The organism is Microbacterium sp. No. 7, from assembly GCF_001314225.1.
Taxonomy (GTDB): Bacteria; Actinomycetota; Actinomycetes; order Actinomycetales; family Microbacteriaceae; genus Microbacterium.
Map to the genome: position 1 here is coordinate 1,868,178 of NZ_CP012697.1, position 24,655 is coordinate 1,892,832.

Annotated in this window: 18 protein-coding genes and 1 tRNA gene; 8 read left to right on the top strand and 11 right to left on the bottom strand. The window is 72.7% G+C overall.

Annotated elements, in window-relative coordinates:
- Positions 1-41 precede the first annotated feature (41 nt).
- From AOA12_RS08495 to AOA12_RS08505, 3 genes are all read left to right on the top strand, one after another.
- Positions 42-2,939 (top strand): UPF0182 family membrane protein, encoded by a 2,898-nt coding sequence (locus AOA12_RS08495; RefSeq protein ID WP_054681968.1) that lies wholly within the window; start codon positions 42-44, stop codon positions 2,937-2,939.
- 148 nt (positions 2,940-3,087) lie between these two features.
- Positions 3,088-4,722: an MDR family MFS transporter gene (locus AOA12_RS08500; RefSeq protein WP_054681970.1), complete on the top strand. Its 1,635-nt coding sequence runs from the start codon at positions 3,088-3,090 to the stop codon at positions 4,720-4,722.
- 1 nt (position 4,723) lies between these two features.
- Positions 4,724-5,353 (top strand): TetR/AcrR family transcriptional regulator, encoded by a 630-nt coding sequence (locus AOA12_RS08505; protein WP_054681972.1) that lies wholly within the window; start codon positions 4,724-4,726, stop codon positions 5,351-5,353.
- Positions 5,354-5,393: 40 nt separating this feature from the next.
- Here AOA12_RS08505 and AOA12_RS08510 read toward each other — a convergent pair whose 3' ends face one another.
- The 4 genes from AOA12_RS08510 to AOA12_RS08525 form a co-directional block, all read right to left on the bottom strand.
- Positions 5,394-5,780 carry a DUF1304 domain-containing protein gene (locus AOA12_RS08510; protein WP_054681975.1) on the bottom strand — a complete coding sequence of 129 codons (387 nt, stop codon included), beginning with the start codon at positions 5,778-5,780 and terminating at the stop codon, positions 5,394-5,396.
- 64 nt (positions 5,781-5,844) lie between these two features.
- Positions 5,845-6,789, bottom strand: a complete 945-nt coding sequence (locus tag AOA12_RS08515; protein WP_054681977.1) for a hypothetical protein — start codon at positions 6,787-6,789, stop codon at positions 5,845-5,847.
- A gap of 137 nt (positions 6,790-6,926) precedes the next feature.
- Positions 6,927-7,784, bottom strand: a complete 858-nt coding sequence (locus AOA12_RS08520; RefSeq protein WP_054681986.1) for a hypothetical protein — start codon at positions 7,782-7,784, stop codon at positions 6,927-6,929.
- Positions 7,785-7,875: 91 nt separating this feature from the next.
- Positions 7,876-8,817 (bottom strand): helix-turn-helix domain-containing protein, encoded by a 942-nt coding sequence (locus AOA12_RS08525; protein WP_054681988.1) that lies wholly within the window; start codon positions 8,815-8,817, stop codon positions 7,876-7,878.
- Between the two features lie 276 nt (positions 8,818-9,093).
- Here AOA12_RS08525 and AOA12_RS08530 point away from each other — a divergent pair, with 276 nt between their 5' ends.
- Complete coding sequence (locus AOA12_RS08530) at positions 9,094-9,999, top strand: helix-turn-helix domain-containing protein (protein ID WP_054681990.1); 906 nt, start codon at positions 9,094-9,096, stop codon at positions 9,997-9,999.
- A 57-nt stretch (positions 10,000-10,056) separates the two neighbouring features.
- Here the strand turns inward: AOA12_RS08530 and AOA12_RS08535 are convergent, their stop codons facing one another.
- Both AOA12_RS08535 and AOA12_RS08540 read right to left on the bottom strand, forming a co-directional pair.
- Positions 10,057-12,051 (bottom strand): solute carrier family 23 protein, encoded by a 1,995-nt coding sequence (locus AOA12_RS08535; RefSeq protein WP_054681992.1) that lies wholly within the window; start codon positions 12,049-12,051, stop codon positions 10,057-10,059.
- Positions 12,052-12,733: 682 nt separating this feature from the next.
- Positions 12,734-12,810: transfer RNA gene (locus tag AOA12_RS08540), tRNA-Met, on the bottom strand.
- Positions 12,811-12,957: 147 nt separating this feature from the next.
- Between AOA12_RS08540 and AOA12_RS08545 the strand changes: the two genes are divergently transcribed.
- Complete coding sequence (locus AOA12_RS08545) at positions 12,958-13,779, top strand: carbon-nitrogen hydrolase family protein (protein ID WP_054681994.1); 822 nt, start codon at positions 12,958-12,960, stop codon at positions 13,777-13,779.
- An 11-nt stretch (positions 13,780-13,790) separates the two neighbouring features.
- Here the strand turns inward: AOA12_RS08545 and AOA12_RS08550 are convergent, their stop codons facing one another.
- Positions 13,791-14,990: an aminotransferase class I/II-fold pyridoxal phosphate-dependent enzyme gene (locus AOA12_RS08550; protein WP_054681996.1), complete on the bottom strand. Its 1,200-nt coding sequence runs from the start codon at positions 14,988-14,990 to the stop codon at positions 13,791-13,793.
- A gap of 142 nt (positions 14,991-15,132) precedes the next feature.
- Between AOA12_RS08550 and AOA12_RS08555 the strand changes: the two genes are divergently transcribed.
- The 3 genes from AOA12_RS08555 (at position 15,133) to AOA12_RS08565 (ending at position 19,311) form a co-directional block, all read left to right on the top strand.
- A complete protein-coding gene (locus AOA12_RS08555) occupies positions 15,133-16,566 on the top strand; it encodes a S1C family serine protease (RefSeq protein ID WP_054681998.1) in 1,434 nt (477 codons plus the stop codon).
- A gap of 64 nt (positions 16,567-16,630) precedes the next feature.
- Positions 16,631-17,860 carry a CDP-glycerol glycerophosphotransferase family protein gene (locus AOA12_RS08560; protein ID WP_054682000.1) on the top strand — a complete coding sequence of 410 codons (1,230 nt, stop codon included), beginning with the start codon at positions 16,631-16,633 and terminating at the stop codon, positions 17,858-17,860.
- A gap of 2 nt (positions 17,861-17,862) precedes the next feature.
- Entirely contained in the window at positions 17,863-19,311 is a 1,449-nt protein-coding gene (locus AOA12_RS08565) for a CDP-glycerol glycerophosphotransferase family protein (protein WP_054682003.1), read from the top strand.
- Between the two features lie 456 nt (positions 19,312-19,767).
- Here AOA12_RS08565 and AOA12_RS08570 read toward each other — a convergent pair whose 3' ends face one another.
- Genes AOA12_RS08570 through helR form a run of 4 tightly spaced genes read right to left on the bottom strand, consistent with a single transcriptional unit; the run spans position 19,768 to position 24,537 of the window.
- Positions 19,768-20,841, bottom strand: coding sequence for a glycosyltransferase (locus AOA12_RS08570; protein WP_054686896.1), 1,074 nt, complete (start codon positions 20,839-20,841; stop codon positions 19,768-19,770).
- 60 nt (positions 20,842-20,901) lie between these two features.
- The gene (locus AOA12_RS08575; protein ID WP_231637211.1) at positions 20,902-22,164 is read right to left on the bottom strand and encodes a maltokinase N-terminal cap-like domain-containing protein; all 1,263 of its coding nucleotides are present in this window, start codon (positions 22,162-22,164) and stop codon (positions 20,902-20,904) included.
- Entirely contained in the window at positions 22,161-22,373 is a 213-nt protein-coding gene (locus tag AOA12_RS08580; protein WP_054682007.1) for an SCO4848 family membrane protein, read from the bottom strand. Before AOA12_RS08580 ends, AOA12_RS08575 begins: the two co-directional genes overlap by 4 nt.
- 10 nt (positions 22,374-22,383) lie before the next feature.
- On the bottom strand, positions 22,384-24,537 hold the full coding sequence (gene helR / locus AOA12_RS08585) for an RNA polymerase recycling motor ATPase HelR (protein ID WP_054682009.1): 2,154 nt from the start codon (positions 24,535-24,537) through the stop codon (positions 22,384-22,386).
- Between the last annotated feature and the right edge of the window lie 118 nt (positions 24,538-24,655).

Genomic DNA, 24,655 nt, shown 5'->3' on the forward strand with positions numbered 1-24,655 from the left:
CACGCGGCGCTCGCCCAGCCAGTCCTGCCTAGGATGGACGGGTGACCACGACCTCTGCGCCGAATCAGGCCACGCCCAGTCCCGCCCGCCGTGCACTGACGATCACCCTCGTGATCATCGTCGCCCTCGTCGCCGCGTTCTTCGTCTTCGCGAGCCTCTACGCCGATTGGCTGTGGTTCAGCCAGATCGGCTACGAGAGCGTGCTGCTGACGCAGTGGATCGCGCGCGCGATCATGTTCGCGGTCGGTTTCCTCGCGATGGCGCTGCCGGTGTTCGTCGCGATCCAGCTCGCCTACCGGCTGCGCCCCGTGTACGTGCGGCTCAGCTCGCAGCTGGACCACTACCAGGAGGTCGTCGAGCCGCTGCGCCGGCTCGCGATGTGGGGCATCCCCATCTTCTTCGGGTTCTTCGCCGGCTTCGCGGCCTCGGCGCAGTGGGAGACCGTGTGGCTGTGGATGCACGGCTCCGACGTCGGGACGCAGGACCCGCAGTTCGGCCTCGACATCGGCTTCTACCTCTTCGACCTGCCGTTCCTCGGCTCGGCGGTCGGGTTCGCGTCGGCGGTGCTGCTCGTGTGCCTGCTCGTCACCGCCCTCGTGTCCTATCTGTACGGATCGGTGCGCATCGGCCAGCGGGAGCTGCGCATCTCGAAGGCGGCGCGCATCCAGCTCGCGGTGCTGGCGGGCCTCTACCTGCTCGTGCAGGGCGCGAGCCTCTGGCTCGACCGCTACAAGACGCTGCTGGAGCCGGGCGAGCGCGTCACGGGCGCGACCTACGTCGACGACAACGCGATCATCCCCGGCCTGGAGATCCTCGCGATCGCGGCGGCCGTCGTCGCGCTGCTGTTCTTCGTGACCGCCGTGATCGGCCGCTGGCGCTTCCCGCTCATCGGCACGGCGCTGCTCATCGTCACCTCGCTGGTCGTCGGCATCGGCTACCCGTGGATGGTGCGCCAGTTCCAGGTCGCGCCGAACTACGAGACGCTCGAGAGCAAGTACGTGCAGCGCAACCTCGAGGCGACGAAGCTCGCCTACGGCATCGACGGCCTGGAGAAGAGCGACTTCGAGGCGGTGACCGACGTCGAGCCGGGCCAGCTGCGCGCCGACGCCGAGACGACGGCGTCCATCCGCATCATGGACCCCGCGATCATCAGCCCGACGATCCAGCAGCTCGAGCAGTACCGCTCGTACTACCGCTTCCCCGACAACCTCGACGTCGACCGCTACGAGCTCGACGGGCGCTCGCAGGACGCCGTCGTCGCGGTGCGCGAGCTGAACCTTGCGCAGCTCGGAACGCAGGGCGCGTCGTGGTACAACACGACCCTGGTCTACACGCACGGCTACGGCATGGTCGCCGCGAAGGGCAACGACCGCACGGCCGACGGCAACCCCGTGTTCATGGAGCGCGGCATCCCCACCGCCGGCGAGCTGACCACGGGGCGCGCGTACGAGCCGCGCGTCTACTTCGGCGAGTCGTCGCCGCTGTACTCGATCGTGGGCGCCCCCGAGGGCTCCGACGACATCGAGATGGACTACCCGCGCGGCACCGACGGCACGCGCACGACCTTCACGGGCGACGGCGGGCCGAGCGTCGGCAACCTGTTCAACCGCCTCATCTACGCGATGAAGTTCCAGTCGACCGACATCCTGTTCTCGGACGGCGTCAACGAGGAGTCGCAGATCCTCTACGACCGCAACCCGCGCACGCGCGTGGCGAAGGTCGCGCCCTACCTCGAGCTCGACAACGACCCGTACCCGTCGGTCGTCGACGGCCGCATCGTGTGGATCGTCGACGGATACACGCTGAGCGCGAACTACCCGTACTCCGAGGTGCGCAGCCTGCGCGACGCGATCAGCGACACGTCGAACGCCTCGCCGCGCGTCGCGCTCGACGACATCAACTACATCCGCAACTCCGTCAAGGCGACGGTCGACGCCTACGACGGCTCGGTGACGCTGTACGCGTGGGACGAGGAGGACCCGCTGCTGAAGGCGTGGCAGGAGATCTACCCGGCCACGACCAAGCCGATCTCGGAGATGAGCTCGGAGCTGATGAGCCACGTGCGCTACCCGACCGACCTGTTCAAGGTGCAGCGCGCCATGCTCGGCACGTACCACGTCGACGACGCGGCCTCGTTCATCCGCCGCGACAACGCGTGGCGCACCCCGAACGACCCGCCGAACCCGACGACGCTGCAGCCGCCGTACTACCTGACCATGCAGATGCCGGGCCAGGAGGCGCCGACGTACTCGATGTTCACGTCGTTCATCCCCGCCTCCGAGGGGGAGGGCGCCCGCAACGTGCTGATGGGCTACCTCGCGGTGGACGCGAACGCGGGCAGCGAGGCGGGCGAGAAGGGCGAGGGCTACGGCAAGCTGCGGCTGCTGGAGATCAGCGCCGACGTGAGCGTGCCGGGACCGGGTCAGGTGCAGAACCGGTTCAACTCCGACCAGGAGGTCTCGTCGCAGATCAACCTGCTCAAGCAGGGTCAGTCGGAGGTGCTCAACGGCAACCTGCTGACGCTGCCGGTCGGCGGCGGCCTGCTCTACGTGCAGCCGGTCTTCGTGCAGGCCTCCAGCGGCACGAAGCTGCCCGCGCTGCGGAAGATCCTCGTGGCCTTCGGCGACGAGGTCGCGTTCGAGGACACGCTGCAGGAGGCGCTCGACGCGCTCTTCGGCGGCGACTCCGGCGCCGCGACCGGCGACGGCGACGTCGTCGACGCGACGCCCACGCCGACGCCCACCGAGCCGGGCGAGCCCACGCCCACGCCGACGCCGGGGGAGCCGGGCACGCCGCTGGAGACCGCGAAGGCCGACGCGCGGCAGGCCATGCTCGACCGCGACGCCGCGCTCAAGTCGGGCGACCTCGCGGCCTTCGCCGAGGCCGACGCGCGGCTCACCGACGCCGTCGAGCGGCTGCTGGAGCTCTCGGGGGAGTAGGCCGAGGAGGACGGCTCCCGCTCATACGCACAGGGCCCGCGGCATGCGCCGCGGGCCCTGTGCGCTGCCGCGCGCCGCGCATCCCGGCGTGAGCTAGAGTTGCATGGCTGCGTATATGCAGACCTGCACGTATTGAAAGGATGCTGCGATGAGCACACCCGTCGCGCCCCCGGTCATGCTGCTCACGAAGCGGCGCATCTGGCTCATCTTCTCGGCGCTCATCGCGGGGATGCTGCTGTCGAGCCTCGACCAGACGATCGTCTCGACGGCCATGCCGACGATCGTCGGTCAGCTCGGCGGCGTCGAGCACCAGATGTGGATCACGACGGCCTATCTGCTCGCCACGACGATCGTGATGCCCGTGTACGGCAAGTTCGGCGACGTGCTCGGCCGGCGCACGCTCTTCCTCGTCGCGATCGCGATCTTCACGCTGGCATCCGTCGGCTGCGCCGTCGCGCCCGACTTCTGGACGTTCGTCGTCTTCCGCGCGATGCAGGGCCTGGGCGGCGGCGGCCTGATGATCCTGTCGCAGGCGATCATCGCCGACATCGTGCCCGCGTCGGAGCGCGGCAAGTACCTGGGGCCGCTCGGGGCGATCTTCGGGCTCGCGGCGATCGCGGGGCCGCTGCTCGGGGGCTTCTTCGTCGACCACCTGACGTGGCACTGGGCGTTCTACATCAACATCCCCGTCGGCATCGCCGCCTTCCTCATCGCCCTGTTCACGCTGCGCCTGCCCAGCAAGAAGGCCGAGAAGCCGGTCGACTGGCTCGGCGTCGTGCTGCTGTCGGCCGCCACGACCTGCCTCATCTTCTTCACCGACTTCGGCGGCAGCTCCGATCACGGCTGGGGGTCGCCGGCGACCTGGGCCTGGGCGCTGGGCCTGCTGGTCGCCGCCTCGCTGTTCGTCTTCGTCGAGTCGCGCGCGGCCGACCCGATCATCCCGCTGTCGCTGTTCCGCAACCCGATCTTCGTCAACGCGACGGCCATCGGCCTCACGCTGGGGCTCGGGATGTTCGCGGCCATCGGCTTCGTGCCGACGTTCCTGCAGATGTCGTCGGGCACCTCGGCGGCCGCGTCGGGCCTGCTCATGCTGCCGATGATGGCGGGCCTCATGCTGACGTCGATCGGCTCCGGCATCCTCATCACGAAGACGGGACGGTACAAGGTCTTCCCGATCGTGGGCACGCTCGTCACGGGCGCCGCGATGGCCATGATGACCTCGCTCGCGGCGTCGACGCCCATCTGGCTCATCTGCGTGTACCTGTTCGTGTTCGGCGCCGGCCTCGGCCTGATCATGCAGGTCGTCGTGCTCGTCGTGCAGAACGCGGTGCCCGCGACCGAGCTCGGCACGGCCACGAGCACGAACAACTACTTCCGCGAGGTGGGGGCCTCGCTGGGCGTCGCCGTGTTCGGCGCCATGTTCACGTCGCGCCTGAGCGAGAACCTGACGAGCGTCTTCGTCGACGCGGGCGCCAGCGCGGAGCAGGCGGGCGAGGCGATGTCGACGATCGACCCGGCGACCCTCGCGGAACTGCCCGACGCCGTGCGCGAGGGGGTCGTCACCGCCTACGCCGACGCGCTGGCGCCGGTGTTCTGGTACCTGCTGCCGTTCGTCGCCGTGGCGTTCGTGCTGTCGCTGCTGCTGAAGGAGATCCCGCTGTCGGACGAGTCGGGTCTCGTCGCGCGCGGCGAGGCGATCGGCGGCGAGGACGCGGAGCGGCTGGAGGCCGAGCAGCGTGCGCAGGCGCGTGCGGAGCGCGCCGGAGTGCGCGACGATGGATGACATGACCGAGCCCGCCCCCGAGGGCCTGCGCGCCCGCAAGCGCCGTGCGACACGCGATGCGATCGAGCTCAACGCCGTCGATCTCGTGATCGAGCACGGATACGAGAACGTGACGGTCGAGATGATCTGCGAGGCCGCGACGATCTCGCAGCGCACGTTCTTCAACTACGCCGGATCGAAGGAGCGGGCCGTGCTCGGCATCGAGCCGCCGCTGCCGAGCGACCGGCGGAGGGCGGCGTACGTCGCGGGCCTCGGCGGGTCGCCGCTGCGCGACCTGCTCGCGACGATGACCGGGGCGTTCTCCGACGCCGGGGGCGGCGCAGGGGCGCACGACCTCGTGCGCAAGCGCCGAAGGATCCTGGAGGCGAACCCCGAGCTCGCGGCCCGCGAGCTGTCGCGTCTCGAAGACGCCCAGCAGGTCATCGTCGGCCTCATCCGCGAGCGCCTCGCCGCCGACATGCCGCGGGCGGAGGAGGCCGACCTCGTGCAGCGATCGGGCATGCTCTTCTCCCTCGCGTTCGGGGTGCTGCACCACCTGGCGCAGGAGTGGCTGCAGCACGGCATGCCCGCCGATCCGCAGCCGTCGATCGACGCGTCGTTGGCGCTCGTCCGCGAGCTCGTCGCGGAGTGATCCTCCGCGCCGGGCCGGCGAGCCCGCGCGGCGGCCCGCGTCAGAGGATCAGGCCGACCGCGAGGGCGATGACGCCGAGCGCCGGGGCGGCCCCCTGGGCGAGGGCGGCGGAGAGCCTCTTCGGGCTGGAGATCACCAGCACCGCCGCGGCCGCCGTCATGGCGCCCGCGCCGGCGAACACGAGCGCGGCGCCGACCGCGTCCTGACCCGCGACGAAGAAGGCGATGCCCGCCGCGACCATGACGGCGAGGAAGAGGTTGTAGAAGCCCTGGTTGAACGCCAGCTCCTTGGTCGTCCGCGCCTCCTCGGCCGTCGTGCCGAAGACGGCGCGCACCCGGCGGGACGTCCAGGCGATCGACTCCATGTAGAAGATGTAGACGTGCAGCGCGGCGGCGATGCCCGCGAGGACCAGTCCGGCCACGATCATGCGCAGCCCCTTTCCGCACTCCGTCGAGTGCTCCCATCCGTATCCTTCCAGAGCGCGCCGCGGGTCACCCCGCGTCTGCGGGGGCGTGCGGCGGCTCGTCGCCGTCGAAGCCCCAGCGGATGCCGAGGCTGCCGGGGCCGAAGCCGCGGCGGGTCGCGTGCACCGTGGAGCCCGTCATCGTGCGGGGGATGACGAGCTCGCCGTCCTCGTCGTCCTCGACCTCCTGAACCCATGCCGGCCGGATGCCGGGAGGGAAGCGCACCTGCACGACGAGCTCCCTGCTCGCGCGGAGGACCCCGTGGACCGCATACCGATCCGGCGGATAGCTCTCGGGGACGCGTATGCCGTACTCCACGATGAAATCCCCCGGAGCGGCGACGGGGGCGTCGAGCTCGAACCGGGCGCCCATGAGATGGCCGCTCGGGTGCTGGTGCACGGCGGTGATCGCCCCTCCGCTGATCGCGTAGACCTCCGGCCGATCCGGCTGCTCGGTCACGAGCGGGACCCTGAAGATGATCGGGATGGCGCGCACGACGCGGGTCGTGGCCTGCACGAGGGCTCTGCTCGTGTACTCCCGGGCTCCGCCGTTCGCGCCGACGACGGCGATGTTGACGGACGAGGTCTCTCGGAGCCAGGACTGGGGATCGGTGCCCAGCTGCGCCCTCGTCTCCTCGAGCGCGGCGCTGATCTCCTCGTCGGACATCGCGATCCCCGGGGTGCGCGACCGGCCGACGCGACGGGTGGGGCCGATCAGGCTCGTGAGAGAGCGCGGCGCGAGGCCGAGGAGGTGCTCCAGCTCGCTGACCGCGGCCAGCGATGCGGCCCCCTCGGGGCGACGGGCGCCGGACCTCCAGAAGCTGAGCGTCGCCGCAGAGACGGGGCTTCCCGCATCGGCGAGACGGCGGTGGAGCCGGGCGAGCGAGATCCGCCGAGCCGCGATCGCCTCGCGAAGCGCGGCGGCGAAGGGCGACGGCGATGACGCCGACGTGTCGCCTGGTGCTGCTGCCATGTCTGCGCCTGCCCGAACGCGAGCCGTGCCGATGCGATCTGCGTCGTACGAGCGATGCTAGAGGACCGAGGCGGCGGGCCGGAAGGACGAGGTTCCGTTCCGGCCCGCCGCCTGTCAGGGCCGACGGTCGCGAGGCGTCAGGAGCAGCCGCCCTGCACGATGCTGTTGCCGAGCGAGTGACCCGCGTGGTTTCCGTTGTTCGCGTCGGTCCACAGGCCGGAGGCCGTGAGGCTGAGCTGAGGGCTCAGCCCGCCGATCATCGTGTCGAGGCCGCTGCTCACCCACGAACCGAGGAACGGGATGGCGCCCAGCGCGAGGACGAGGGTGTCGTACGCCGGAAGGCTCTTCGCGTCGGGGGGCACGATCGCGCCGAGGTAGTTCCACCCGGTCTGACCGCACGGCTGCAGGCCGACGATCTGCAGCTGGCGGGCGATGGAGAACGTCACCGCGAGGTGGGCGACGCGGTCCGCGCCCGTGCCCGAGTAGGTCGTGGTGGTGTTGAACGTGAGGAAGTCGGCGACCGAGAGGGGCGTGAGCCAGTTCGGGCCGGTCACGCCGGGACCGCGACCGCTGAGCCCGGCCTGGGCGGCGACGCTCGCCACGATCGCCGTCGCATACGCGAGGGAGTACGTGGCGAACAGCGGGGTCGCGAGGGCGATCGCCGCGTCAGCGGGGATCGTGCTGCCCAGCACGGTGGGCGCGGGCAGCGTGTAGGTCCACGTGCCCACGGCGGTCTCGCTGATCAGCAGCGGGCTGTCGGGGACGGTCGTCCCGCACTGCGCCGACACCGTGAACCCGGGGAAGAGGTTTCCGGATCCGGCGAAGTCGAGCACGCAGCCGCCGCCGATGGAGACGTCCCACGGGGTCGTGGCGGTGGCGGCGGCGACGGGCGAGGCGACCGCCGCGGCGATGACGGGAAGCGACCAGGCGGCGCCCTTGACGAGACTGCGGCGGGGCATCCCCGCCGACGGTGATGCGGTGATCTCTTCGGTCACGAGAGCACTCCTTCAAGTTCATGGGTCACGGGGAGAGTCTTGGCTGGTTGCGCCGCCCTCCCCCCGGTGAACGGCGCAACCGACTCCGTTTCTAGCCGCCGGGTCGTTCGATGACGGCGCCGTGGTCGGGTGCGACCTGAACTGTGGCGGGTTCTCCCGGGTTCCGGCGCGCGGCGCGCGAGCGACGCGGTGTCGGCATCCCCTCGCGGAGGAACGCCGAGCGCATGGAGCCGCCGTCGGCGAAGCCCGCGCTGCGGGCGATCTGATCGAGCGACAGCACGTCGTAGTCCGGGTTCCCGAGCATCGACGACGCCACGTCGACGCGTGCCCGGCGGAGCGCGCCGCGAGGCGTCGCCCCGTGCTCGGCGAAGAGGCGCTGGAGGTGACGTTCGGATATCGCCATGTCGTGCACGAGGGAGGCGACGCCGTAGTGGGCGTCGGCGGCGTTGAGCCGGATGAGGGCGTGCGCGCGCTCGTACAGGGATCCTCTGCGGTAGGCCGTCCGCGGCATCCCCGCGGACTCGAGCACGAGGCCCCAGACGTGCTCGATCAAGAGGCGTTCGAGGAGATACGCGCTCACGGTGCCGGCCTCCGGCGGCGCGGACGCCGAGAGCGTTCCGAGAAGCGCGCGCAGCCCGCGGGCGAGCAGTCCCTCCGAGAGGACGCGGGGCAGCTCGATGTCCGTGCCGGCGAGGTCGGTCAGGGCGCGCCGCGGCAGCCAGACCATCGTGCACGAGCCCGGTCCGTTCCAGCGCACCAGCTCGTCGATGCCGTCGTGCAGGAGGAACGGCGACGTCGTCGCGCCGTCGGTCGCGGAGACGCGGAGACGGGCCGCCACGCCGTCGGGGAGCACGACCACGGCGAACCCGTCCTCCTGCCCGCTCCATCGCCATGTCGTCTGCTGCGTCCACCTGGACCTGCTGATCAGCACCGCGCGGTACCGTCGGGCGCCCACGAACTGCGCGCCGTGCTCCGACGGCTCCGCCGTGATGCGCGCAGCCAGATAGGTCAGCGCGTCGTCGCCTGTCGCCATGTCTCGCCTCGCATTGCTCGCTCCGGTCGCGCGCGATCGCGGCGGCATCCGCACGCCACGCGATCGCGCTCCTCGGTAGGAGACGCCGTCGGCCGGCGATCGTTTCCCGTTCGGCCGAGATAGATCCGCTTTTGCAGGGATGGCGTTCCGGTTTCCCCGGAGTCCGTAACGGAGCAGATGGTGTGTTGTCACTGACCTATGAGACTCGGCGTCCGGGAGCAGCGATGCGATACCCAGGCGTGCCGGCAGAGCTCACCCATCGTCCGTTCGAGCCGAATGTCGTCCGAATCCATGCGCAACGACCCCGTACCCGAGGCGCGATCCTCCGCGTCGGCCGCAAGGCTGGCCGCGTTCGGGTGGCGCACGGGCCGCCGCGGCGCCGCTCCGACGTCGTCGGTCGAGGTCGTCGCGAGCGGCACCTGGGCGGTCGCGAGGCTCTGGAGCAGCCCGTGCGTCCTCACGTCGTCGCCGCTGCCGCCTCGATCCATCCGTGTCGTCGTCGGGGTCCAGGGCGAGGCGGAGGTCGTCGCGGGCGGGGTCGGATCCGCCCTCCGCGCCGGGCAGATGATGGTGAGCGCCGGCGACACGCCCCTCTCGACGGACAGCTCCGGTCTCTGGGCCCGGTGCGAGTGGCGTCTGCCCTGGCGGGCCGCGCAGCACGAGCGGTTCGCACCCCACTTCGACCGGCCGCTCCCTCTGCCGGTCGCGAACCACGCGCTGCTGACGTCCACGACGAACGCACTGTGCGGCCACCCCGCTCTGGGCCGGTCGCCGAGCGCGGGGATGCTCGCCGACGTGCTGTCCCTCATCGTGCAGTCCGCGATCGTCGACGCGACCGGCGAGGCGATGGCGTTCACCACGGGTCAGCAGGCGCTGTTCCGGCGGGCGATGTCGGTCATCGAGTCGCGCTACGCCGACAGCGCCTTCGACGCCACGGCCCTGGCCGCGGCGCTCCACGTCTCGTCGAGGTATCTCAGGACCGTCTTCGCGGTGGCGCACACGACGCCGCGGATGGCGATCGAGGCCAGACGGGTGCGGGCGGCGTGGACGCTCCTCGGCAGCGACGACGCGTCGCACGGCGGCGCCCTGACCGCCGTCGCGCGAGACGCGGGCTTCTCGACGGTCGCCCGCATGCAGGCGGCGCTGCGGCGCAGCGACGCGCCGGGCGGGCGTCCGGCGTAGGCCGGCCCCCGGCGGACGCGAGCCGGCCTCGCATCGTCCGCCGGGAGCCGGCCGTCGTCATTCCGTTCCCAGATGGGCGAATCGGCCGAACCGCGCGCTGGAGATGGGGTTGGCGTCGGCGACGATCTGCTCGTAGCGGTGGTTGACGATCTTGGACACCTCGATGAGCGCGGCCTGCCGCTCGGTCGCGGGGGAGTTGTCCATGCGGGTCCAGCCCGCGCGCAGCACCTGGTCGTAGCGCTCGTGCTCGCGTGCCGACATGACCAGCGGGAACCCGAAGCGATCGACGTACGCGCGGGAGAGCTCGGCGATCTCGGCCTGCTCGTCCTCTCCGATCCCGTCGAGCGCGCCCTGACCGTGCTCGCGGGCGACCGGCTGCCCGTCGTCGTCGAGCCGGCCGAGGTCCGGGAACGTGTTCAGCAGGGCGGCCTGCTCCTCCGGGGTGGCCATGAGGAGCGCGTCCTGGAACGCCTCGCCGAGGGCCGCGGCGGAGGGGTAGGGGCGCAGCGCGAAGGCCCGCTCGATCGCCCAGGCGCTGCCCTGCACGACCGAGGAGAAGGTCCGCTCGAACTGCTCGCGATCCATGTCGTTGATCTCGGCGAGGTGCACGCGGGTGCCCGTCGCGCTCTTCGCGATCGCCGGGCCGCGGTCGGGGCCGACGTGGAAGAAGAGCACGTTCAGCAGGAGCGCCGTGAACGCGCCCGCGGCGATGCCGCCCGAGAAGTACCACTGCAGCCATTCCGGCACCGCATCCTGCACGGCCGGGAAGGCCATGACGTAGACCCCGATCGCGATGGATGTGCCGGCGACGATCAGGTTGCGGTGGTCGTTGAAGTTGACGGTCGACAGGGTCTGGATGCCGACGACCGCGACGGCGGCGAACAGCACGAGCGCGGCGCCGCCGAGCACCGGCTCGGGGATCATGCCGACGAGCGCGGCGGCCTTGGGGAACAGCCCGAGGACCATCATGAAGCCGCCCGCGACCGCGACGATCCATCGGCTCTTGACTCCCGTCACCCGCACGAGCCCGATGTTCTCCGCGAAGCACGTGTAGGGGAAGGATCCCATCGTGCCGCCGAGCACGGTCGACAGGCCGTCGGCCCGCAGGGCCGCGGCGATGTCGTCCTTGCGGATGCGCCTGCCGACGATGTCGCCGGTGGCGTAGAGGCTGCCGACCGTCTCCACCGCGGTGATCATCATGACGAGGAGGATGAGGAGAGCCGGGACGATCTCGAACCGGGGCATGCCGAAGTGGAACGGCGTGGCGAACCAGAACCAGCCCGCGTCGGCGACGCCGGACCAGTCGGAGTCGGGGTGCACGATGTACCAGACGACGGTCCCCGCGATCAGGCCCAGCAGCACGGAGATCGTGGACAGGAACCCCTTGAAGAACCGCTGCAGCAGCAGGATGACGAGCACCGTCCCGATCGCGAAGGCGAAGTTCACGGAGCTCGTGGGATCGCCGTGGCCGCCCGGGGACGCACCCATCACGCCGTAGGACCAGTCGAAGCCGGGGAGGCCGAGCTGACCTCCGATCGCGTGATTGGCCGCGACGGGCAGCAGGGTGATGCCGATGATCGTCAGCACGGAGCCCGTCACGACGGGCGGGAAGAACCGCACGAGCCGGGCGATCAGCGGTGCGACGAGGAAGAACAGGATGCCGCCGACGATCACCGATCCGAAGACGAGCGGCAGAGACTCCGATCCGCCGCCGGCCATGAACCCGATCGTGATGATCGGCGCGACGCCCGCGAACGCCACGCCCTGCAGCAGCGGCAGCTGCACGCCGACGCGGAACCTGCCGATGCGGAATCCGATCGCCTGGAGCAGCGAGGCGATGCCGCAGGTGAGCAGGTCGGCCTGGATGAGCTTGATCATGTCGTCGCCGGAGACGCCGAGCACGCCGCCGATGATGAGCGGCACGATCACGGCGCCCGCGTAGAAGGCGGCGACGTGCTGGAACCCGTAGGTGAGGAGCTTCGGCACCGGGGGCACCTGGTCGACCGGATGGACGCGCCGGGCGCGCACGCTGACGTCGGTGGAACGGGACATGCGGGATCTCCTTCGGAATGCAGAGCAGCGGGCCTTGAGAAGGGCCGGCCGTGTGACGACCGGCGGACGCCGGCCGGTCTTCCGGGGGGAGGTGCGAGTCACGCTATCGACGCCCCGCGACGCCGCGATTGCGCGGCTGTTTCCGTGTCGTGACGGCTCTCCGGCCTCGGCGGCCGACGCGCACGGAGGGCCGCGGAGGAGGCAGGCGTGCCGGAGGGACGCGGAAAAAGAGAGTGGCTCTCCACCGCACTCGTCGTGGGTGAGGAGCCACTCTCGGTCTCCTGCGGCTCTGCCGCCGCTCTCGCCGGGACGCTGGGGCAGGGGGTGGGCGAGAGCGGTTGTGCCGTAGGAAGCCGTCGGCGAACGCGAGCCCGGGAGTTCCTCCGGTGCGTGCGCCGTCGCTCCATGTCTATCGATCCGAGGCGCCGAGGGCGCGCCGGATGTCGGCCCGCGGGCGAAGCGCGGCGGGTCCGTGCGGATCGCGGCTCCGGCATCCGGCCCGGGTCGGCGCGGAAGGCGCTCCGACGCGGCGATGAGGGCGATGCCGCTGGATCGCGGCCGGCAGGCGCCGAGGGCCACCGACCCCGCATCGTATGCGGGCCGGCCGGCCCTCGTTCGAGGCCGCGCGGGCAAGGCGAGAGGCCCCTGTCCTGGGACGAATCCCAGGCCAGGGGCCTCTTCTTGGTTGCGGGGGCAGGATTTGAACCTACGACCTCTGGGTTATGAGCCCAGCGAGCTACCGAGCTGCTCCACCCCGCGGCACAAGTAAAGAGCCTAGCACGGGTTTCGGGAGAAGGCGAATCGCGTGCACCCGGCGCCGGCGTCCATCGCCGGAACAGGCGTTCTGACGGCGTCCTGTTCCCGGCGCGGCCCGTGCGCGGAACGGCCCCGTGAGAGGATGACGTCATGCCCCTGGAGACCGGAACGGATGCCGTCGCCATCGCCGTCGCGCAGTTCGCGCCGACGCCCGATCGCACGGCGAACCTCGCGCTCATCGGCGACCTCGTCGACCGCGCCGAAGACCGCGGCGCGCGCATCGTCGTGCTGCCCGAGTACTCCAGCTATTTCGTGCAGCCCTTCGACGAGACGCTCGCCGCCAACGCCGAGGGCGTCGACGGGCCGTTCGTGAACGGGCTCACCGAGATCGCGCGCGCACACGGCGTGCACGTCGTCGCGGGACTGCTCGAGCGCGGCCACGACGGGCAGCGCGTGCGCAACACCGTGGTCGCCGTCGGGCCCGACGGCGTCGAGGCCGCCTATCGCAAGCTGCACCTGTACGACGCGTTCGGGCAGCGCGAGTCCGACTGGGTCGAGCCCGGCGAGATCGGGGAGCCCGAGACGTTCGAGGTCGGCGGCATCCGGTTCGCCCTCATGACGTGCTACGACCTGCGCTTTCCCGAGGTCGCGCGTCTGCTCGCCGACACGGGCGCACAGGCGATCCTCGTCGCGGCGGAATGGGTGCGCGGCCCCCTCAAGGAGCACCACTGGCGCACGCTGCTGCACGCGCGCGCGATCGAGAACACCCTCTACATCGTCGCCGCCGACCACCCCCCGCCCCTCGGCGTGGGCGCCTCGATGATCGTCGACCCGCAGGGCGTCGAGATCGCCGCGGTCGGCACCGGGAGCGACGTCGCGGTGGGCTGGATCGAGTCGGACGCCGTGGATCGTGTGCGCCGGGTCAACCCGGCCCTCGAGCTGCGGCGCTTCACTGTCGCGCCCCGCGGCTGACCGCGCGGCCGCTACCGCAGGGCGGCGAGCCGCGCCGACGCCTCCTCCAGCACGTCGCGCCGCTTGCACGCCGCGAAGCGCACGAACGTGGCGTAGTCGGCGCGGCGCTCGGGCGTGACGAAGGCCGTGAGCGGGATGCCGACGACGCCCGCCCGCTCGGGAAGCGCGCGGCAGAAGTCGGCGGCATCCGTCGCGCCCAGCGGAGCGGCGTCGGCGACCGTGAAGTACCCGCCCGCGGGCGGCGCGACCTGCAGGCCCGCGGCGCGCAGGCCGGCGCCGAGCAGCTCGTGCTTCGCGCGCATCGTCTCGGCGATGCCGGCGAAGAACGCGTCGGGCAGACGCAGGCCGGCGGCGATCGCCGGCTGGAAGGGCGACCCGTTCACGTACGTGAGCCACTGCTTGACGGCGAGCACGGCGTCGACCAGCCCCGGCGTCGCGGTCACCCAGCCGATCTTCCATCCCGTCGTCGAGAAGGTCTTGCCCGCCGACGAGATCGACACGACGCGGTCGCGGGCGCCCGGCAACGTCGCGAGAGGCACGTGCGGCCCCTCGAACACGAGATGCTCGTAGACCTCGTCGGTCACGATGAGCGCGTCGTGGCGCTCGGCGAGCCGCACGATCTCCTCGCGCACCTCGGCCGAGAGCACCGCGCCGGTCGGGTTGTGCGGATCGTTGACCAGGATGAGCCGCGTGCGATCGGTGACCGCGCGCCGCAGATCGTCGAGATCGGGCTGAAAGCCGGGCCAGCGCAGCGGCACCGTGACGAGGCGGGCGCCCGCGAGCGCCACGCAGGCGGCGTACGAGTCGTAGTAGGGCTCGAAGACGACGATCTCGTCGTCGGGGGAGTCGATGAGCGCGAGCAGGGTCGCTGCGAGCGCCTCGGTCGCCCCCGCGGTCACGAGCACCTCGCGTTCCGGATCGACCGCGAGACCGTAGAACCTCTGCTGGTGCTCGGCGATCGCGGCGCGCAGATCGGGCGTTCCCCGGCCCGGCGGATACTGGTTCGCGCCCGCCGCGATCGCCTCGCGCGCCGCCTCCAGCACCTCGGCGGGCCCGTCCTCGTCGGGAAAGCCCTGACCCAGGTTGAGGGCCCCCGTGCGCACGGCGAGCGCGGTCATCTCCGCGAAAATGGTCGGCTGGGCGGTGCCGTCGGCGCTGAGCAGACCCGCTCCGATCGCCGCGCGCCGCCAGGCTCCGGGAATCTGTGGCATTCGCCACACGCTACACGTCCGCGGGCCCGCCGACGGCGCGTCACGTGCACGGACACGTCCATAGACACGTCGTGGTGCCGCCATAGCCAATGCACAGCATCGCCGAGCAAGCTGAACATGCTCGTGAAAGAAGGAATCAGCGATGAGTGACACCACCCCTCCTCCCCACTCGGAGATCCCCCCGCGCCCGCCGCTGCCGACACCGGCGTACGCACCGCCCGCGGCCGGCACGCAGCTGTACAGCACGCCCGCGCCCGCGCACGGCTCCGCCGCACCGGCGGATGCCGCGGACACGCTGCCCTACGCCACCACGGGCCCGACGCAGCCGCTGGGCCCGCTCGGCGTCGCACCCGAGGCGCCGCCGCAGCCCGACAACACGCCCGAGGGCAAGGTGGGCACCGGCCGCATCGTCGCGATCATGGTCGCAGCGGCGCTCATCGGCGGCGTCGCGGGCGTCGGCGGGTCGGCGCTGGGCGCCACCCTGTTCGCCCCGACGAGCGTCGTGGGCGCGTCGTCGCCGACCACGGTCACGGTCAACAACCCCGACGCCGTCACCCCGACCACGGCGATCGCGGCGAAGGTCGTGCCGAGCGTCGTCACCATCTCGGCGTCGAGCGGCACGGAGGGCGGCACCGGCTCGGGCGTCATCCTCTCCGAGGACGGCTACGTCGTCACCAACACCCACGTCGTCACCCTCGACGGCGCGACCGGCGAGCCGCGGCTGAGCGTCACGACGTCCGACGGCCGCGTGTACGCGGCCGAGATCGTCGGGCTCGACCCCGTCTACGACCTCGCCGTCATCAAGCTCGTGGACGCCTCGGGCCTCACGCCCATCGAGTTCGCCGACTCCGGCGCGCTCAACGTCGGCGACCAGACGGTGGCCGTCGGCGCGCCCCTGGGCCTCTCCAACACCGTGACGACCGGCATCGTCAGCGCGCTCAACCGCTCGATCCAGATCGCGTCCTCGGCGGTGCCCGACAGCTCCGGCGCTCCGGAGGACGAGGGCACGTCGCCGCAGTCGCCCTTCGAGTTCGACTTCGGCCAGGGCCAGCAGCAGCGCCAGGCGACCGGCACGATCTCGATCGCGGTCATCCAGACCGACGCGGCGATCAACCCCGGCAACTCGGGCGGTGCGCTGGTCGACGCCGAGGGGCGGCTGATCGGCATCAACGTCGCGATCGCCTCGACCGGCGGCTACGACGGCGGAGCCGGGTCGATCGGCGTCGGCTTCTCGATCCCCTCCGACATCGTGCAGCGCGTCACGGGCGAGATCATCGAGGACGGCGCCGCGACGCACGGCCTGCTCGGCGCGAGCGTGCGCGACGCCGCCGCGCAGGACGGCGCGACGATCTCGGGCGCCCTGCTCCAGGAGGCCACCGGCGGCGGCGCGGCCGCGTCGGCGGGCCTGCGCGCGGGCGACGTCATCACCTCGTTCAACGGCGTGCCGATCACCGGCGCGATCGACCTCACGGCTCAGGTGCGCGCGCTCGCGGCGGGCAGCGAGGCCGAGGTCGTCTACGTGCGCGACGGCAGCACGCACACCGCGACGGTCACGCTCGGCACGCTCGACCTGTAAGCCCCCTCACCCGCGGGCCGCGCCCGCGAGGACCACGCCACCCGCCGGACGATAGGCTCGGCGGGTGGCGTCTTTCTCGTTCGGCGCCGGCAATGCCGGAAAGCTGTTGCGCATTCCGCTGTACGTGCTCGGGCGCATCGCGACGGCGCTCATCCCGCGCTCGCGCGACGAGTGGGTCTTCGGCTGCGCCGTGGGCATCGCCGACGGCGCGCTCGCGCTGTGGCGACGTGCGGAGGCCGAGGGCACGCGCGCCGTCTGGCTGGTCGACGACGGCCAGGCCGCCGCGGCGCGCGACCGCGGCATCCGCACGGTGACCAGACACTCGGTGCGGGGGTTCTGGCGCACCGCCCGCGCGCGCGTCATCGTCGTCACGCACGGCTTCGGAGACGTCAACCGGTATGCGGCGACGGGCGGCGTGGTGGTGCAGCTGTGGCACGGCATCCCGCTCAAGCGCATCGGGCTCGACGCCCCCGTGACGACGCACAGCCCGGTGCCGTTCGCGCGTGCCTTCCTCGCCTCCTCGTACCGGCGTACGCAGGCGCGCATCCGCGTGCTGCCGGCGGCGTCGCAGCTCGTGCGCGGCCGCCTCGAGTCGGCGTTCGGGCTGCCGTCGTCGTGCGTGCCGGTGACGGGGGACCCGCGCGTCGATGTGCTGTCGGCGGGAACGCCCGCCGAGCGTCGCGCGAGCGCCCGTGCGGGCCTCGCCGGCGCCTTGGGCGAGGACATCGGGGACCGTCGCGTCGTGCTGTACGCGCCGACGTGGCGCGACGGCGCGCCCGATCCGGCGGCGCCCACGCCCGAGCAGTGGAGGCTCCTGCTCGACGTGCTGCGGCGTCACGACGCGGTGCTCGCGATCCGCTCGCATCCGCTCGGGCGAGGCGAGTACGCGCCGCCCGTCGCGACCGACCGGGTGCGCGCGCTGGGCTCCGATCTCGTCGCCGACGTCACGCCGCTGCTGCCGGCGATGGACGTGCTCGTGACCGACTACTCGTCGCTCGCCTACGACGCCGGGCTCGTCCCGCTGCCCACGGTGTACCTCGCCCCCGACATCGAGGACTACGCGCGCTCGCGCGGCTTCTACGGCACCTACCGCGACGTCGCCGGCGACGACCCGGCCCGCGACTGGCGCGATGCGGCCGCACAGCTCGATGCCGTATGGTCGGACCCCGCCGAGCACGCGCGCCGTCGCGCGGCCGCCGAGGTGCTGAGCCTTCGTGTGCACGCCTTTCGCGACGGCCGCAACACCGATCGCGTGTACCGTGCGATCACGGCGAGACTGCGAGGAGACACGTGAGCATGCAGGCGGAGTTCGAGGGCACGACGCTCGTCGTGCGCGGCACGGGCGACGCCCCCGGCGCCGTCGGCCTGCGGGGACGGCGGGCGCACACGGAGGGCGGCGTCACGCAGACCGCCGACGGCTGGACGGCGGTCGTGCCGCTGCAGGCGGCGCGATGGGGCGGACCCGAGCTGCCGCTGCCGGCCGGGGAGTACCGGCTGCAGGTCGACGGCGCGGATGCCGCCCTCGCCCGCGAGCTTCCCCGCGTGCTGCTCGGCCCGTTGGGTGCGACGGTGCTGAGCGCCGCGCTGAGCGGTGCGACGGTGCGCATCGGCCCGCCGATCGACGCGGTCTACGAGTCGGACGAGGCGCAGACCGCGCTCGAGCAGCGCTACGCGATCTCGCCCGCGCCGCTGGAGAACGCGGTGTTCTTCGAGAGCTTCTACGGGCGCACCACCGGCTGCAACCCGCTCGCGATCGACCGGGAGCTCGCGCGCGTGGCGCCCGGCGTCACCCGCTACTGGAGCGTCGTCGACCTGTCGGTGCGCGTGCCCGAGGGGGCGATCGCGGTCGTCGAGGGGACGCCGGAGTGGTGGCGCGTGCGCGGCGCCGCGCGGCTGCTGGTGGTCAACGACTGGCTGCGGCGCCGCTACGCGCGTCGCTCCGGCCAGACCGTGCTGCAGACCTGGCACGGCACGCCGCTCAAGCGGCTCGCGCTGCACCGGCCCGGCTTCGATCCGCGCCGTGACGTCGCGGTCGTGCGCGAGGGCCGCCGCTGGAGCGTGCTGCTGGCGCAGAACCCGTACGGCGAGCGCGTGATGCGCCGCGCCTACGCGATCGGGCGCCGTCCCGTGTGGGTCGAGGGCTATCCGCGCAACGACGTGCTCGCGCGGGGCGAGGGCGGCGAGCGGATGCGGGCGCTGCTCGGCATCGATCCCGCCGAGAGGGTGCTGCTGTACGCGCCGACGTGGCGCGACGACCGCAGCGAGATCGTCGACTTCCTCGACCTGGAGCGCCTCGCCGCCGACACGGGCGCGGTCGTGCTGGTGCGCGGCCACTCGCGCACCATCCTGCCGGGGGCGGATGCCGTCGGCACGCGCGTGATCGACGTCACGACCTATCCCGACATCACCGACCTCATGCTCGCCGCCGACGCGCTCGTCACCGACTACTCGTCGGCGATGTTCGACTTCACGGTGACCGGGCGCCCCGTGTACTTCTTCGTGCCCGACCTGGAGCACTACCGCGGCGAGCTGCGCGGCTTCTACTTCGACCTCGCCTCGCAGGCGCCCGGACCCGTGACCCGCACGGCCGAGGAGCTGACCGCGGTGCTGCGCGACCCCGCCGTGCCGGAGCGGTTCGCGCAGCGCTACGCCGCCTGGCGCGAGCGCTTCAACGCCCGTGACGACGGCTGCGCCGCCGAGCGCGTCGTCGCCCGCATCCTCGACCAGGGCTTCGTGGACCGCTGACCCGGCACCCGCCCCCGCCGGCCGACATCCCCCGCCGGCTGAGCAAGCGCCCGGCACCCCCGCTGGTTGAGTAGGCGCCGCAGGCGCCGTATCGAAACCCTTCCCACGGTCCGTTACACGGGTCTCGATACGCTCGCGGCTCCGCCGCGAGCACTCGACCAGCGGGGTGGTGGCCGCGGTCCTCGGGGTGGCGGGCGAGGGCGCCGGGCCACGTCGCCGCAGGAGCCTGGCACTCCCGCTGGTTGAGTAGGCGCCGCAGGCGCCGTATCGAAACCCTTGCCACGGTCCGTTACACGGGTCTCGATACACTCGCGGCTGCGCCACGAGCACTCGACCAGCGGGGTGGTGGGTGGGGTGTGTGCGGGGTGGTGCGCGCAGTCCACGGGGTGGTGGCCCCGATCCACGGGGTGGTGGGGCGGGCTGCCGCGGGTGTCCGTCCGGCGGTCGGCTACGCGGTCACGGCAGCGGGGTGTTGCGGTGCAGCCGGGACGTGTCGACGGTGTCGTGCGCCCCGCGCGTCATGCCGGAGAGGAAGCCGATGCCCCACGCGATGTGCATCGTCGGGATGACGGCGAGCGACCAGAGCCGTTCGCGCAGGCCGCCGCCCCCGGGTGCGAGCGCGTTGGCGATCACGAGCACGGCATATGCGGCGAGCGGCACATACACGAGGGACGCGGCCGCCGACCAGACGCCCGTGAGCACGCTCGTCAGCTGCAGGATGCCGGTGAGCACCGCCACGGCGAGCAGCACGACCAGCGCGGGCGGAGCGAAGAAGCGCAGCGAGTTGCGCCGGCCGTAGCGGCGCACGAGCTCGGCGCGCCACGCGCCCGTCGAGTGGAACTGGCGGGCGAGCCGCGACCAGCTCTCGCGCGGCCAGTAGGTCACGCCCAGGCCCGGGTCGAACCACACCCGGTAGCCCGCGGAGCGGATGCGCAGGTTGAGCTCCCAGTCCTCGCCGCGCCGGATCGACTCGTCGAACAGCCCCACCTCGTCGAGCACGGCGCGGCGCATGACGCCCAGGTACGCGGACTCCGCCGGCCCCTCGGGCGCGCCGCCGTGATACGCGCCGCCGCCGAGGCCGATGCGCGCGTTGTAGCCGCGCGCGACGGCGCGCTGGAACGGCGTGCGCCCCTCGGCGCGCATGACGCCGCCGACGTTCGCCGCGCGAACGCGCTCGAGCGTCGCGAGCGCGCGGCGCACGTAGCCCGGCTCGAGCTCGGAGTGCGCGTCGACGCGCACGATTGTCGGCAGCGTGCCCGCCCGGATGGCGCGGTTCAGCCCGATCGGGATGTGCGCGGCGGGGTTGTCGACGAGCACGATGCGCGCGTCGGCCTCTGCGAGGGCGCGCGCGACGTCGGCCGTGCGATCGGTCGACGGGCCGAGCGCGATCACGAGCTCCATGGGGCCGTCGATCTCCTGCGCGAGCACGCTCTCGACCGCACGCCGCAGATACCGCTCCTCGTTCAGCACGGGCATGACGAACGTCACCCCCGAGCCGGCGGGCGGCACGGGGGCGTCACGCGCCGTCATCGTCGCCGGTTCGCCATCGTGCACCTGTCGATCCTCCCATGCGGGCGCGGGCCGCGGCGGTCACGCGGCGGCGAGACGCTGCACGGCGGCGAGCGGGATGCCGACCCAGTCCGGTCGGTTGCGGGTCTCGTAGAGCGCCTCGTACACGGCCTTGTCGAGCTCGAAGGCGGCCAGCAGCAGCGGGTCGACGGGGCCGTATCCCTCGCGGAACGCGTCGCGCGCGTCGCGCGTCCATGCGGCCGCGTCGTGGCCCTCGCGGGCGAGCGACCCCGCGATGTAGTCGAACGAGCGCAGCATGCCCGCGACGTCGCGCACCGGCACGTCGGCGCGCCGGCGCTCCTCGATCGGGCGCAGCGGCTCGCCCTCGAAGTCGAGCAGCACCCAGCCGCGCTGCGGCACGAGGATCACCTGGCCCAGGTGGTAGTCGCCGTGCACGCGCTGCAGGGCGGGCCAGTGCGCGTCGCCCGCCGCGGCGTAGACGGCGCGGATGCCGTCGGCGTGCGCGACGAGGCCCGGCACCTCGGCCGTCGCGAGACGTAGGCGGCGTTCCCACGCCGCGGCGACGGCGGCGCGCGCCGCGGCATCCGCGGCCGGGGCGGGGAACAGCCGCGCGAGGTCGGCGTGCACCGCCGAGGTCGCCCGGCCGAGCGCGAACGCGGACTCGGCGAACGGCGTCCCGGCGGTGGCGGCGCGCAGCGCGACGCGCCACGCGTCCTCGACCCCGGAGAGGAACTCCTGCGCGAACGCGAACGAGCCCGCGTGCGCGGCGCCGCCGTCGCGCCACGTGCCCTCGACGTGCCCGACGACCGCGGGGACGTACGGAGACCCCGCCGACGAGAGCGCCGTCTGCAGCTCGATGTCGGGGTTCAGGCCGTCGTGCAGCTGGCGGAACACCTTGCAGATCACCGCGGTCTCGCGCCCGTGGGCGGGATAGATCACCGACGTGTTGGACTGCTCGCCCGCGAGCACGTGCGCGGCCCGGGCGACCGGTGCGCCCGTGAGCCCGCTCAGGAGCGCGTTCGTGAAGGCCTCGTCGTGCACGCCGTCGAGGAGCACCGATCCGTCCGGCAGCGTGCCGATCGCATGCGCCGGAATCGTCTGCGCCGGCACGGCGGGTCGCACGACGACCGGCACCTGGTACAGCGTGGCGCCGTCGGCCACCAGCAGCGTGCGCACCAGCGCGCCGGGCTCCGGCGAGGGCGTCTCGCGCACGTCGACGAGCCGGAGCGCGGGCTCGCCGCCCTTCGCGGCGTACCAGCGCTGCGCGGGCATCCACGCACGGAGCAGGGGGAGCAGGTCGTCCATGTCGTCGATCCGGGTCACAGCAGCAGCGCCACGCCCGCGACGACCGACAGCACGGCGAGCACGATCGCGATCGAGACCAGCACGAGGTGCACGGTGTAGAACCGCGTGCGGCGGCCCGCGGCATCCGTCGCCCGCGGATCCTTCGCGACGCGGCGCAGGAAGGTGGGCCAGGTGAAGACGTTGAAGGCGGCGGAGACGAACAGCACGAGAGCGGCGAAGACGGTCACAGCCTCGACGTTACCGTTCCGCGCCGGACAGCACAGCGAGCCGTCCCGTCGCCCGCGTCATCGCGACGTAGCGGTCGACCGCGCCTTCGACGCCGTCGCCGAAGCGCTCGGGCGCGACGAGCACCACGAGGTCGAACTCGAGCCCCTTCGCGGTCACGGGGCTCAGCGAGCGCACCCGGTCGGTCGCGGCGAACGCGTCGTCGCCGATCACGCAGGCGATCCCCTCGGCGTGCGCGGCGAGCCAGCGTTCCAGGATCGCGTCGCGCTCCGCGACGCTCCCGTGCTCCACGGGCACGCCGATCGACCGCACCGAGGTCGGCACGTTGGCATCGGGGATCGCGGCACGGATCACGGGCGCGGCCTCGGCCATGATCTCCGACGGCGTGCGGTAGTTGACCGTGAGGGATGCCACGCGCACGTCCCGCAGGCCCACGCGCCGCAGCCGCTCCGCCCAGCTCTCCGTGAACCCGTGCCGGGCCTGCGCGCGGTCGCCGACGATCGTGAGGCTTCCCGAGGGGCACCGCCGCGCGAGCATGCGCCACTGCGCGTCGGTGAGCTCCTGCGCCTCGTCGACGACGATGTGTCCGAACGGCCCGGCGAGGGCGTCGGGCGTGGGCGGGGGCGGCGCGTCGACGTCCTGCAGCACGTTGCGGGCGTCCTGCCCGCGCAGGATCGACATGACCTGCATCTCGCTGTCGTCGCTCTCGACGAGATGGTCGACGACGTGCGAGACCTGGTCCTGCGCCGCGGCGATGACCGCCTCGCGCCGGTGCCGCTGCCGCACCGCGTCCGGGTCGCCGATGCGCTGCCGCGCCGCGTCGAGCAGGGGCAGATCGGCGACGGTCCACGCCCGCGCGTCGTCGCGCTGCAGCAGCTCGACGGCGGCGGCGTCGAGCCGGGGCGCGCTCAGCCGAAGATACGCGGGCGACGACCACAGGTCGGCGACGACGCCGCGCGGATCGAGCAGCGGCCAGGCCCGCGCGAAGGTGCGCGCGAGGTCCTCGTCGCGCGCGAGCCAGCGCCGCGCGGCCGGCACGGGCGCCTCGCCGAGCTGGTCGAGGAGGATGTCGAGCACCCCCTGCCACACGGCGTCGCGCGCCTCGTTGTGCGGAGCATCGGGGTCGGCGGCGTCGAACGCCTCCGCCCAGTCGGCGGCGTCGATCCACGCGTCGCCCCACGGCGTGTCCAGCTGCAGGGGCCGCGCGGGCGGCTGCTCGTGGTAGCGCACGGCCCTGTCGACGACGGCGACGGGGTCGAGGTCCTCCTTGAGCGCCGCGACGCGCCGGTCGTTCTCGTCGCCCGCATCCGCGCCCTCCGGCACGAGGTCGCGCAGCGTGCACATGCGCACGCTCGTCTCGCCGAGATTCGGCAGCACGTCGTCGACGTAGGCGAGGTAGGCGGCGTGCGGCCCCACGAACAGCAGGCCCCCGCCGCCGCGGGTGAGGTGCGGCTCGGCGTAGAGCAGATGGGCGGCGCGATGCAGCGCGACGACCGTCTTCCCCGTGCCGGGGCCGCCGTCGATGACGAGCGCGCCGCGGGACCCGTCCCGGACGATGGCGTGCTGATCGGCCTGGATCGTCGACAGCACGTCGCGCATGCGTGGCGAGCGACTGGCCGAGAGGCCGGCGATGAACGCCGACTGGTCGTCGAGCGCCGCGGTGTCCCGCCGCGCCTCGTCGGTGAACGCCTCGTCCCAGAAGTCGGTGACGCGCCCGCCCGTCCAGCGGTAGCGGCGCCGGGCGGCGAGACCGCGCGGATCGGCGTGCGTCGCGGCGAAGTAGGGCTCCGCGGCGGGGGCGCGCCAGTCGATCAGCAGCCGGCGTCCGTCCGCCGCCGAGAGTCCCACCCGGCCGAGGTACACGGGCTCTCCGCCGACCGGCGTCATGCGGCCGAGGCACAGGTCGGCGCCGTAGCGCTGCAGAAGGCGCAGGCGCCCGGAGAGGCGGCGGATCTCCAGGTCGCGCTCCATCGCCTGCTCGCCGGCGCCGCCGGGGGAGCGGCGCAGCTCGGCGATGCGCGTCGTGAGCTCTGCGCGCTGCGCATCCAGCGAGCGGGCGATCTCGGTGAAGTGCGCGCGATCGGCGTCCACGAGCGCGTCGATGCGCGCCGTGCGCCGGTGGACGGGCAGGTCGAACGGGTCGGCGATGGGACGGATATCGGGCATGATCCTCCTCCAGACCCGCGCAGAACGCGCGAGCGAGGATCGATCCTGCCCCATCAGGGGGCCCTTGCCGCAAGCCCCCACCCCCTCGGTACAATGGAAAGGGCGGAGGGGATTCTCG